This is a genomic window from Cocleimonas sp. KMM 6892, assembly GCF_035798195.1.
Lineage (GTDB): Bacteria > Pseudomonadota > Gammaproteobacteria > Thiotrichales > Thiotrichaceae > Cocleimonas > Cocleimonas flava.
On sequence record NZ_JAPFBV010000001.1, the window covers coordinates 947,071 to 959,489 of the forward strand.

Annotated in this window: 9 protein-coding genes; 5 read left to right on the plus strand and 4 right to left on the minus strand. The window is 39.5% G+C overall.

The annotated features are described in order from the left end of the window. Window positions 1-16: 16 nt before the first annotated feature. Window positions 17-1,873, minus strand: a complete 1,857-nt coding sequence (locus tag OO007_RS04305) for a thioredoxin domain-containing protein (protein ID WP_325807874.1) — start codon at window positions 1,871-1,873, stop codon at window positions 17-19. Between the two features lie 84 nt (window positions 1,874-1,957). Between OO007_RS04305 and aroC the strand changes: the two genes are divergently transcribed. From aroC to OO007_RS04320, 3 genes are all read left to right on the plus strand, one after another. Further along, on the plus strand, window positions 1,958-3,058 hold the full coding sequence (gene aroC, locus OO007_RS04310) for a chorismate synthase (protein ID WP_325807875.1): 1,101 nt from the start codon (window positions 1,958-1,960) through the stop codon (window positions 3,056-3,058). Between the two features lie 266 nt (window positions 3,059-3,324). Then, window positions 3,325-5,337 (plus strand): sodium-translocating pyrophosphatase, encoded by a 2,013-nt coding sequence (locus tag OO007_RS04315; protein ID WP_325807876.1) that lies wholly within the window; start codon window positions 3,325-3,327, stop codon window positions 5,335-5,337. 295 nt (window positions 5,338-5,632) lie between these two features. Next, entirely contained in the window at window positions 5,633-6,220 is a 588-nt protein-coding gene (locus OO007_RS04320) for a DUF302 domain-containing protein (protein WP_131904772.1), read from the plus strand. A gap of 101 nt (window positions 6,221-6,321) precedes the next feature. On the opposite strand, the gene OO007_RS04325 is transcribed toward OO007_RS04320, so the two are convergent. Further along, the gene (locus OO007_RS04325; protein ID WP_325807877.1) at window positions 6,322-6,798 is read right to left on the minus strand and encodes a hypothetical protein; all 477 of its coding nucleotides are present in this window, start codon (window positions 6,796-6,798) and stop codon (window positions 6,322-6,324) included. 225 nt (window positions 6,799-7,023) lie between these two features. Between OO007_RS04325 and OO007_RS04330 the strand changes: the two genes are divergently transcribed. Both OO007_RS04330 and OO007_RS04335 read left to right on the plus strand, forming a co-directional pair. Beyond that, window positions 7,024-8,865 (plus strand): diguanylate cyclase, encoded by a 1,842-nt coding sequence (locus tag OO007_RS04330; protein ID WP_325807878.1) that lies wholly within the window; start codon window positions 7,024-7,026, stop codon window positions 8,863-8,865. Between the two features lie 189 nt (window positions 8,866-9,054). Continuing rightward, complete coding sequence (locus tag OO007_RS04335) at window positions 9,055-10,683, plus strand: FMN-binding glutamate synthase family protein (RefSeq protein ID WP_131904775.1); 1,629 nt, start codon at window positions 9,055-9,057, stop codon at window positions 10,681-10,683. Window positions 10,684-10,792: 109 nt separating this feature from the next. Here the strand turns inward: OO007_RS04335 and OO007_RS04340 are convergent, their stop codons facing one another. Further along, the gene (locus tag OO007_RS04340; protein WP_325807879.1) at window positions 10,793-11,677 is read right to left on the minus strand and encodes a DMT family transporter; all 885 of its coding nucleotides are present in this window, start codon (window positions 11,675-11,677) and stop codon (window positions 10,793-10,795) included. A gap of 77 nt (window positions 11,678-11,754) precedes the next feature. Beyond that, window positions 11,755-12,285, minus strand: a complete 531-nt coding sequence (locus OO007_RS04345) for an acyl-CoA thioesterase (protein WP_131904777.1) — start codon at window positions 12,283-12,285, stop codon at window positions 11,755-11,757. Between the last annotated feature and the right edge of the window lie 134 nt (window positions 12,286-12,419).

Sequence of the window (12,419 nt, forward strand, 5' to 3'; positions counted from 1 at the left end):
TTTGAGGGCTTTTTTTTTAATTCAAATGTGCTAATGCTAATAAAGATGCGTAAGAAAAAATATCAACTTCTAATGATCGAGTGACCATTTTTAGAGTGTGTTTAATTTTTTTGTCTAACTCTTTATTCTTACTTAGGAGGCTCGCCTCCAATAACAGTGCTTCTGCAGAAATAATGGCACTATCAGGTAGATGTGCTTGGTTGGTCCCTTCAGGTAAAAGACTATCTGGATCTTCAATCCATAAATTATTAATGTAAAACTTTTCCCAAGCTACGTTTGCTATCTCTAGTCCTATTTTTTTAGCTTCATCATCCTTATTAGCCATTCCCCATTTCATTAAACCCCAAGAGACAGCGGCATAATCATAGAAAGTTCCTGTCATGTTATTCGCGGCAGAACGACGAAGCTCTTTACCATCCCATAAACTGATAAGAAATTCGGATAAATCTTTTCCACTACTCTTTATTGAGGTGTCATATTGAGATCCTCGGGCAAATGCAGCCAGTGTTAGCCCATTCATTCCTGACAGTAGTTTTATATCACGTGGAATTTCTCTGGTTTTATTTCGGTGTTGTTTTAGTTTAAACTTAAGGTTCTTGAGCTTTTTAGAGGTTTCGCTATAACTGAGGCCAAGTTTGCTGGCTAATTCATTAACACTCATTTTTTGTCTGGGTAAGTTGCCTGCTGGTAGTTCTGCTGCTCGATTTAGACCCCAGAAATGAGTCGTTACTAATAGCTCTTCGGGCGTTAATATTTTCTTCAGTTCTTCTTGCTGCCATAAGTAATAACCTCCTTCTTCATTTTTTGAATCTACTGCTGAAAGACTTGCTATATAGGCATTTTTTTCACCTCGCATCTCGTTTTGTAAAAAATACAACGTCTCTAGTGCAATATCTCTGTAGTTAGAATTTTGATAATAATCTGCCGCATCAAAATACAGTAGAGTCATTAATGCATTGGTATAGAGCATCTTTTCAAAATGTGGTGTTTCCCAATCTGGATCAATTGTGTAACGGTAAAAGCCACCTGCTACTTCATCATGAAGACCTAGCTGTGACATCTTTTGAAGTGTTAAATTTAAAAACTCGTCTGCTTCTTTATCTTTTTGTTTTTTATTCAGTTTTAGCAAAGCCCATAGTTGAGGTATTTGAGGAAACTTTCTGTCTTGTCCAAAGCCCCCTTGCAATGTGTCAGCGTATTCCATAGCTTCATCAACGTATTTATCTGCCAATTGTGAAATATCTCCGCTAACAGTTCTCTCTTGCTTTTCTAGCATTGACACTAAAGTCTGGCTCATTTCTTTGGCTTTTTTGGAAAGAGCAGGCTGTTCTGTTTTCCATTTTTTATCCAATTGATTAAGCACATTAGAGAAATGATTTCTTGGAAGATAAGTTGCTCCAACGAGAGGGTAACCATCTGGTGTAATGAATACATTAAGTGGCCAACCAGCCGTCCCATTAGTGACTTGAACAAATTCGATTAAGCGCTTATCCAGAACAGGATTTAATTCGCGATCAACTTTTACCGAGATATAGTTTTTATTGAGTTTTAAGGCAATACCTTTATCTGAATAACTTTCGCGTTGCATCACATGGCACCAGTGACAGGCAAAATATCCAACGGATACAAGCAATAGCTTGTTTTCCTTTTTTGCTTTATCCAAGGCAGGCTTACCCCATTCCATCCAGTTAACGGGATCGTTTCCATGAAGGGCTAGATAAGGGGAGGAGTGGTTTTTTAATTGATTCGCACTCGTAGTAAATGCAGAAATAATAAGTAGTAGTGTTAGCAACTGCTTCATGTTTTCGTCCTTGAAATCATAAAAAGTAAACTCGATCATATCATTACGTACAGCACGCGTTTCTAGTTGCATTGTCTGATATATATAGCCACCAAGCCCCTTACAAACGTATAATATGTAGAAACACATCAAAAAATATCGGATATAATCGCAAGCATGTCAGGAAATACTTACGGAAAATTATTTACAGTGACCTCATTTGGTGAGAGTCATGGCCCAGCGATCGGCTGTATCGTTGACGGATGCCCTCCAGGAATGGAGCTTTCAGAAGCCGACTTGCAAGATGATTTAGATCGTCGCAAACCGGGCACTAGTCGTCACACAACACAGCGCCGTGAATCGGATGAAGTGCAAATTTTATCTGGTGTCTTTGAGGGTAAAACCACGGGGGTACCGATTGCATTATTGATCAACAATACCGATCAACGCTCTAAAGATTATTCTAATATCATGGATCAGTTTCGTCCTGGTCATGCTGATTACACCTACTATAAAAAGTATGGCTTACGCGATTATCGTGGTGGTGGTCGATCATCGGCGCGTGAAACTGCAATGCGAGTGGCAGCAGGCGGAATCGCTAAAAAATATTTGAGAGAAAGATACGGTATCGAAATTAAAGGTTATCTGTCTCAGTTAGGCCCTATCAAAATAGAATCTGTAGACTGGAATGAAATACCTAATAATCCATTTTTCTCGCCGGATGCTAGCAAAGTTCCTGAAATGGAAGCCTATATGGATGCGCTTCGTAAAGAAGGCGAATCTATAGGTGCCAAAATAACGACAGTTGCTACTGGCGTTCCACCAGGATTAGGCGAACCCATTTTTGATCGTTTAGATGCTGAAATCGCTCATTCTATGATGAGCATTAACGCCTCTAAAGGCGTAGAAATAGGTGCCGGTTTTGATTCAATCACTCAAAAAGGCACAGAGCATCGCGATGAAATCATGATCGATGGCTTTGATGGTAACAGTGCCGGTGGAACCTTAGGCGGTATTTCTTCTGGACAGGATATTGTCGTTCATACTGCGTTTAAACCGACATCGAGTATTCGTTTGCCAGGTAAAAGTGTAAATATTAAAGGTGAGCCAATCGAAGTCGTCACGAAAGGGCGCCATGATCCTTGCGTAGGTATTCGTGCAACACCAATTTGTGAAGCGCAACTTGCAATGACATTGATGGATCACGTGTTAAGACATCGCGCACAAAACTTAGACGTTAAGACAGACTTCGCGGATATTCCTGCTTCAAATAAATAGAGTTTTATCGTTACCTAAGACTCTAATTAATTCAAAATACACCCCCCTACTTTGAGGGGCTTTTTATAATAAGTCCCTCAAAGTAGGGAGGGTATCTCTTATTGTTCCAACTCATTTCCTATTCAGTACAGCAGTGAATTTCTTATTTTTAAGGAATTTATGTGTTTGTAATCAGCAAAAAAGCACTTTTCAAACTAAGATATAACTTATCCATCTATTAATTTTTGTTATTTCACTGTGTGTCATTGCTGAAAATAGGAGGCAAAATGAGTTTAAGCGCGTTATTTCCCATGTTCTTGGGTGTGTTTGGTCTAGGTGGGGCTTTTTATTTATATAAAGAAGTAAAAAAATACCCCGGTGGCGAAGATAAAATAGCAAGAATAGCTGAGCAAATTCATCTTGGTGCTATGGTCTTCATGCGACGAGAGTACAAGATCCTCGGTATTTTTTGTGCTGTTGTTTTATTTCTGATTTTAATTTCAGACTTGGGTTGGAAGACCGCACTTTCTTTTTTGATTGGTGCCTTCACATCTGCTTTAGCAGGTTATATAGGGATGTACACCGCTACCCAGGCTAATGTAAGGACAGCGGTGGCAGCTTCAACAGAAGGCGTCAGTAGTGCTCTGACTGTTGCATTCTTTGGTGGTTCTATCATGGGACTCACTGTTGCTTCTATGGGCTTGCTGGGGCTTGGTTTCCTGTATTTAATCTTTGGTGGTAATCCGGAAACTGCGCATGTTATTCATGGCTTTGGAATGGGTGCTTCCAGTGTTGCTTTGTTCTCACGTGTCGGTGGTGGAATATTTACAAAAAGCGCTGATGTAGGTGCAGACTTGGTAGGCAAAATAGAAGCAGGAATACCAGAAGATGATCCAAGAAATCCAGGTGTAATAGCCGATAACGTTGGTGACAACGTAGGCGATGTGGCTGGTATGGGATCAGATATATTCGAATCTTATTGTGGCTCAATTATCGCAACCATTGCCTTAGCTTCTACAATGGGGGCAACAACCTTAACCCAATTGAACGCATCGCAAGATCAACTAATGTTCTTACCGTTAGTGCTCGCTTCATTTGGTTTGATTTGTTCTATGATCGGAATATTTATCGTAAAACAATCTGCCAATAAATCTCCTGAAGTGGCGTTGCGGACGGGTACGATAGGATCTTCAGTCCTTTTTATTTTTATCGCTTTACTATTAATTGCTGTGATGGGTATCAGTTTAAAGGTTTGGGGTTCTGTGCTCGTGGGAGCAGTCGGAGGAATTATTATTGGTTTGGTAACCGAATACTATACATCGGGTTCACCTGTCCTAAAAGTTGCAAAAGCAGGTGAAACGGGGCCTGCAACGGTTATGATTGCCGGATTATCTGTAGGGATGCAGTCCGTGGTCATCCCTGTGTTAACTATTTGTGGGATTATTTTAATCTCTAGTAACTTATCCGGACTTTATGGTGTCGCAATATCGGCTGTCGGCATGTTAGCTACAGTGGGTATTACCATGGCAATTGATGCTTATGGGCCGGTTGCAGATAATGCAGGCGGTATTGCTGAAATGGGCGGTATGGGTAAAGAAACTCGTGAGATTACAGATTCCCTAGATGAATTGGGTAATACTACAGCAGCCATTGGTAAAGGTTTCGCTATAGGCGCTGCAGCACTAGCAGCATTGGCTATTATTTCTGCATTTATTGAAACCATTTCACATCATCAGCAAGACTTTTCCTTACAGATAAATGATCCTTTGGTGTTAGCAGGCATGTTTCTTGGAGGAATTTTCCCCTTCTTGATTAGCGCGATCACCATGAATGCGGTGGGTGAAGCGGCTTTTGATATGATCAAAGAGATTCGACGTCAATTTCGTGATATTCCGGGTTTACTGGAAGGCACGGCAGAGCCGGATACTGAGCGATGTGTTGATATTGCAACGACAGCCGCCTTGAAACGTATGGTTCTTCCCGGGATTTTGGCAGTGTTTTCTCCCGTGGTAGTAGGGTTTTTACTTGGTCCAGAAGCACTTGGCGGCATGTTAGGTGGTGCTTTAATTTGCTGTGTATTATTGGCCTTAACGATGGCCAATGCAGGCGGTGTTTGGGACAATGCGAAAAAACATGTGGAGAAAGGAAATTTAGGCGGTAAAGGTTCTGAAACTCATAAGGCAGTGGTAGTTGGGGATACAGTTGGCGACCCGTTTAAAGACACATCAGGTCCCGCAATGAATATCCTGATCAATGTCATGGCTATCGTTTCTTTGGTAATTGCGCCTTTATTGGTCTAATTTTTCGTTACTTCGCTTCATTTATCTACATTTAGTATCCAATGGGTAATATTACCCATTGGCGCTATTTTCATTACACTATCACTCATCTAATGCTTCTGAGATTATTAGAATAATGCTATGTAAAATGACTGGCCAATTGTTAAAACGTTAGTCTAATGAAGTTAAGATAAACAGTGACAGTGAGTGCCTAATGTTTAAGCATTTGCCTCTAATAACAAATAATAATTTATAATTTCCTTTCCCTATATTTAATCACTATAGGAAATGGGTGGTAGAAACTAGGAGAATTAAAATGGGATTTATAAGAAATATATTAGCAATCATTGGGCTAGTCGCTTTGATTGGTGGTGGCTATGCATACAGTAAGTTTGGCGGGGAAATTAATGAGCTAAACAAACTCACACCCGAAGCTAAAACCCTTTATATGAACATGTGGCAGAAGCTTAAGAAATCAGGCAACTCAGCTGAGTCCACAGTATGGAAGAGACAGCTAGATGAGGGTGTAACGCCAGAAGATGCTGCTGAAGCAATGAGCTCAGTCGCCACAGAAGTCAATATCAAAGCTGTAGGAGTTCTTCCTCTATCAAAAGAAGTTGAAGCTAAAACAGGCGAGAAGCAACGACTGTTAACGATTTACCAGTATTGTAATCCGCTTACCGCAGTAAAAATGATTGAGTATTCTGATGCCTTTTCAGCTTATTTGCCTTGTCGTATCGCAATGGTTGAAGATAAAGAAGGTAAGTTCTGGTTGTATTCACTCGATATGGATTTAATGATTCATGGAGGAAAAACATTGCCAGACGAGCTTTTGCAGGAAGCGAATAAAGTTAAAGACGTGATGTTAAAATTAATGGAAGCAGGCGCAACCGGTGATTTTTAATCATTAGAAAAAATGATAAATTCAGTGGTGACTATTTAGCTCCAAAAGTGATCGAACGAATAGTCAAACGATCTTATAAGCAGATGAACGAATAAAGGCAGTTATGAATTGCCTTTATTCGTTGCGAGATACTTACTCAATAATGCAAATAAAAATAATATTTGAGATAAATACCAACTGTAAAAACCTAATCCAAATTCTTTAATGAAAGTCTTTTCAGAATGATTTCCGGTAAATAGGCCAGTAGGTATTTCTGAGAACGTAAATGTTTCAGAAGCTATAACCAGGGCAAGTAAACTCAATAAGATAGCCAGTCGAGGGCGGGCTTCAAACAAAAGTAACGCCAGAATATTTAATGGATTCGCATACCAGGCAAATTGAAATACTACTATGCCTATCCATCCCAAAATAAAAACCCATGCGCCTATAACATTTCCATCAGACGTAAAAAAGGTAGATAAAAATAAAGAAACAACAAAACTGAGCCCACTAAGAAATAAGAACACTTTCGGTAATAGTTCTGAAATACTTATATTTATCTGAGAGTTATAAGAATTTAAGGTATGTTTATGAGTCATTGGCTAACAATATTCTATTGCTTATCAAATAACCTGTTTATTACTCTAAATGGCGCTTTAAAGCCGATAGTTAACAGTAATACATGAACCTTTTGTCTGCTTACTTTTGTTTAGTTAGTGACAATAATTTACAATGTCACTATATAAAAATAAGAAAAAACATCAATTAGTTATATGCATCAGTTCTTAACTCGTTCAATAAATCGATTGGTAATGGGAAGCTTTGTGTTCGTCCTGTTGTTACCTCTAGGGTTTATTATTTCCAGCCTCAGTCAGCACTCGTGGGATAGTGCTCAGAATGAGTTGAAGGAAAAACATTTGCTGATCGCAAAAAACATGACGCTACCCGTGAGTCAATATTTCTCGTCTTACCAAAAGAATTTAAATACCTTTGTAAACTCAACCAACCTTTCAACGAAAAATATTAATGGGATAAAAGCTCTGACAGATAAGTATGTCAATACTTTAGATAACTTCGTCGCAATATCATTTCTATCTATAGAAGATGGTTCATCCGTTGTTTCTGTTAAAGACGAATATAAAATTAGATCAACTGGATCGCTTAACTCTTTTCCTTATCACCAGACAGAAAATAAATACAGAAAATATGACACCGTAAATTCTATATCTTCTGTTCTAAATAGTTCGGTATCCAACAAGCCAGTAGTGTTGATGAAGCATCATATTATCGGCAAAGACTTAAATAAAATAGGAACAATCTTCGTCGAACTTGATTTGGCACCTGTACGTGAAATGTGTAACAAGATTCAGTTTGGTGAAAAAGGTCATTGCGTCATTGTAGACCAGCTAGGTCAAGTGGTAGCTCATCCTAGTAAAGAATTAGAGCAACAAATTCGCGATATTTCATCCATCGGCATTATGGATAAGATGAAAGATTCTATGAATGGGCTTTGGACATTCCATTCTCCTTATCTTGATGAAGATGTTGTGGTTGGATACAGCACAATAGAAAAACTAGGTTGGGGTGTAATGATACTTCAGCCAGAATCAGAGTTGGTCTCTCCATTTAAAGAAGTCATAAATACCGTATTAACGTGGTTAGCAGTGGGCATTATTATTTCGTTGTTAGTTGCTTATATACTGGCTCAACAGATCACTAAACCATTGAACTCTCTGGTTGTTAAATCTAAAGAAATTGGCACAAGATCAGATAACTTTAACTTGGGTAAGATTCCCAAAAACAGCCCTATTGAAGTATCAGAACTCTGGAATGCATTGTCTGCATTAGTAAGTAGATTGCATAAATCAAATAGAGAAGTGCGAAAACTTAACTACTCATTGAGTAAGGATATCGAGAAAGCTACAGCTAAACTTCGCGCAACCAATAGATATTTGTATAAGATGAGCAGTAATGATCACTTAACCAAGATTGCAAATAGACGTTTCTTCGAAGATTCAGTAAATAAAATCATTGCACGAAAAGGCAAAGAGAATGTGGGTATTATCGTCATTGACGTTGATAAATTTAAGTTTATCAATGATGAATATGGTCACGAAGCGGGCGATTTAGCACTAAAACACATTGCTACGATCATGAAAGAAAGCACGCGTAGTAAAGATATTCCTGCTAGATTGGGTGGTGATGAATTCGTCGTCTATATCAATAACTGTACTGACGATATAATGGTCAAAATTGCAGAAAACTTACGTAAGAATGTACAAGACCAACCTATTTTATGGGAAGGCACAAGTATTCCATTATCACTCTCTGTAGGTACAGTAAATTGCCCTGCTATGGTCGCTAAATCGCTCGATCAACTTCTTAAGTTTGCCGATGAAGCGATGTATGAATCTAAAGAAGCAGGAAGAAACCATGTTTCCAGCTATGTTTTCCCAGGGAATGCATTAAAATCAAAAGAAGTTAATAAAAAACCGCTTCCAGTGAATAAAACTTTAGATAAAGAAGCAGAGTTACAAAAGAAAGAATTAGAAGCGTTGCTGGACGACTTACCTCATAAGCCTGAAGACCTCACAGACGAGATCTTATCCGTTGGCGCAGAAAAGAAGAAAGAGAAACCTAAAAATATCTGGATAACCGCAAAATAAATAAAAGTGAGTTAAACCTTCTGTTTCATTGATCAAGTTTTAAAAAGAAATTAATTAAAGGCTGTTTATATAACAGCCTTTTTTATGCGTAGTGAATTCTAAACTAAACGCTAAAAGTAAAGACACTTTAAAATTCAACTACTAATATAAGGATGATATTCTTTATATATTTTTCTTAAGGTTTTTAATATGACAGTCCGTACAGGATTCATAATAAGCTCAATTGTAGTCTCCCTTTTCATTCTCCTGTTTTCATTTATTTGGAAACCTATTCTTTGGCTTTTCCTCATTGTTTTGCCAATTATTTTAGTAGGCATTAGGGATATGAGTCAGAAGACTTCTACGTTATTAAGAATATATCCTTTTATAGGGCACCTCCGATACTTTATGGAATATATCCGCCCTGAGATTCAACAATACTTTATTGAAGATGAAACTAACGGAAAACCAATAAGTAGAGAATTCCGTGCTTTAGTTTATCAACGCGCAAAAGGGGTTAGAGATACTCGTGCATTTGGTACTGTGTTTGATGTTTATGAGCAAGGTTATGAATGGATCAACCACTCTCTTCAGCCACACGTAATAGAAGATAAAAACCCACGAGTGATCTTTGGTGCAAAAAATTGTAGCAAGCCATATTCAGCATCGCCCTTAAATATATCAGCGATGAGCTACGGCGCTTTGAGTAAGAACGCAATCATGGCGCTGAACAAAGGCGCGAAGATAGATAATTTTGCACATAATACTGGCGAGGGTGGCGTTAGCCCTTATCACCTTAAGCATGGGGGTGATTTAATCTGGCAAATAGGCACTGGTTATTTTGGTTGCAGAAATAATGCCACTGGTGGTTTTGATGAGGAAAAATTTATCAAAATGGCCTCTCGTGAAGAAATTAAAATGATTGAGATAAAGTTATCTCAAGGTGCAAAACCTGGTCATGGCGGCATATTGCCAGCGGCAAAATTAACACAGGAAATTGTGGATATTCGCGGTGTTGAAATGGGTAAAGACGTTGTTTCTCCTCCTGCACATACCGCTTTTTCATCACCTGAAGGCTTACTCGAATTTGTTGCAAACTTACGCGAAAAAAGCGGCGGGAAACCCGTTGGCTTTAAGTTATGCATCGGACATAAAGCTGAATTTCTGGCTATCTGTAAAGCGATGAAAAAGACCGGACTAACACCTGATTTCGTAACTGTAGACGGTTCTGAAGGTGGTACCGGCGCAGCGCCAATAGAAATGGCAAACTCTGTCGGAATGCCCTTAAGGGACGCCCTTAGTTTTGTTCATAATGCCTTAATCGGCACTGGAGTCAGGGATGACATTAGAATCATAGCGGCAGGCAAAGTGATTTCAGCATTCCACATGATGCGGGTATTAGCGTTAGGAGCAGATACCATAAACTCAGCTCGTGGCATGATGTTCGCGCTTGGTTGTATTCAATCCAGACATTGTAATACCGATAAATGCCCAACCGGAATTGCAACCCAAGAGCCCGTTCGTTATGAAGCCCTAGATGTTACTGATAAAGGCCAGAGAGTAGCAAATTACCACCATTCGATGGTGAAACACATCGTGGAGTTACTTGAAGTCGCTGGAATTAATCACACTGAAGAAGTGATGCCCTGGCATATTAATCGACGTGCGAGTGCCACTGAAATTAAAAGTTATTACGATATTTATGAAACACTGGAAGAAGGGTGTTTATTATCTAAGAAGACTATTCCTGAAAAATGGCAAAGAAGTTGGGATATGGCGAATGCCGATACCTGGGAGTTAAATCCGGTCGTTAAAAAGAAGCCTGCATTAGCTGATTAACACTGTTGAATGATATTTTAATGCAGATCAAGATGCTGCTTTTAAGATTAGCCACCCCCCCCTACTTTGAGGGGGATTTTCTGTCGTTATAAATTAACCGTTCTGTGTATCAACCAGTTTCCTTTACTAGGTTTTTAGACGTACCCTGTTTACTACGAAGCAGGGTGTAAAGACCACTGCTAACAACCACCGCACTGCCTACTAAAGTCATGAAACTGGGCTGTTCAGAGAACACCAGCATTCCCAGAATCAAAGCAAAGACTAAACGGATATAACGAAAGGGCGTGACTACCGATACTTCGCCAGTACGCATGGCAATGGTTAACGAATAGTATGCAATCACCCCAAAGACTATCGCACCTAAAATTTGTAATGCGGGGAATAGGCTTGGTATTACTGCTCCACCGCTAATGCTTAACATAACTATGCCGATAGGAATTAACACAAAAAAACCATAAATGCCTAGTTGAGTATTTGACAGTCCCTTGGGTGCTGCGCGTGTTGTCAGGTCTCGCCCTGCAAATCCCAATGTGCCTAGAACGGCTAGAATAGATGCGGTTTCAAAGCCTTCCAGTCCGGGTTGTAAAATCATCAACACGCCAATGAAACCCACTATGATTGCGGTCCAGCGTCGCCAGCCCACTTTTTCTCCAAAGAAAATGGCAGCGCCGGTCACAACCACTAAAGGTGTCGCTTGCAGGATGGCCGAGGCACTAGAAAGCGGTGTGAAAACAATCGCTAAGGTATAAAAGACCCGCCCAGAAACTTCGAAGAAGGTTCGTAGTAAGATAGGTTTAGATTTAATCGCGGGATTGATGATGACTTCATTGCGGCGTAGCGTTAAAGCGATAAACGCAAAGGTACCGCCAATACCAAAAAAGATTAAAATTTCACCAACAGGCACAGATTCCGAAGCCACCTTGATAAACATGTCTTCAAAGGTGAAACACGCCATTGCGAGCACCATGAAGAGGCTTCCTCTTAAATTATCCAAAATAGACTCTAATTAATACAAACTGTGAGTATAGTCATTGGCTAAATAAAATAAGCTATTAATTTTTGTAGCTATGGCTATTGCGACGAAGGCCAGGGGCGCTGGCTTTCAGCTTCTATCCATGCCGCAACCCAATCAGGTACATCAGCAAATGTATCTTCCGTACCCAATGCCGCAAGAACCTCTGGGGCAGGAACCAGTCCATCTTTAGAGGTCACACAGACTTTCATCAATGCAGAAGAGCAGATCTGATCTTTGCGATGCGTTTCCTGCAAAAAGTAAATCCATCGGCCATCATGACAAATCATTTTAGAAGTCATGGTGAATTTGTGCATAAAAGGAATTCGTCGACGGTAACGAATACTCGCACCACCCACCGCTACTCCCCAGCCTTGTTTTTTCATCAGGCCAACGAAACCAACGCGCTGTGAATAATCCCAACGACCTAATTCCATATAATTGAAGTAGCGTGCATTATTTAATTCGCCAAACATGTCAACATCCAGAAATCCAGCACGAAGGTGCAACACACTCTCATCTTCAAGTGCTAGTTTCGGACGGTATTTAGCTTTAACAACGGTAATAATGAGTTTAATAAAAGGATACATATTGGATATTAGATTTGTTATTTAGTGCTTGAATATAGCAGTCATTGATTAAAATGCATGATATATATCGAGTTAAATACCTAATGTTAATACACAAAATGACACCCCCCTACTTATGAGGCCTATTTTTAGCA

Coding starts and splice junctions, on each gene's coding strand:
- OO007_RS04315 (WP_325807876.1), top strand. CDS start 3,325: ATGAGTTTAAGCGCGTTATTTCCCATGTTCTTGGGTGTGTTTGGTCTA.
- OO007_RS04325 (WP_325807877.1), bottom strand. CDS start 6,798: ATGACTCATAAACATACCTTAAATTCTTATAACTCTCAGATAAATATA.
- OO007_RS04335 (WP_131904775.1), top strand. CDS start 9,055: ATGACAGTCCGTACAGGATTCATAATAAGCTCAATTGTAGTCTCCCTT.
- OO007_RS04320 (WP_131904772.1), top strand. CDS start 5,633: ATGGGATTTATAAGAAATATATTAGCAATCATTGGGCTAGTCGCTTTG.
- aroC (WP_325807875.1), top strand. CDS start 1,958: ATGTCAGGAAATACTTACGGAAAATTATTTACAGTGACCTCATTTGGT.
- OO007_RS04345 (WP_131904777.1), bottom strand. CDS start 12,285: ATGTATCCTTTTATTAAACTCATTATTACCGTTGTTAAAGCTAAATAC.
- OO007_RS04305 (WP_325807874.1), bottom strand. CDS start 1,873: ATGCAACTAGAAACGCGTGCTGTACGTAATGATATGATCGAGTTTACT.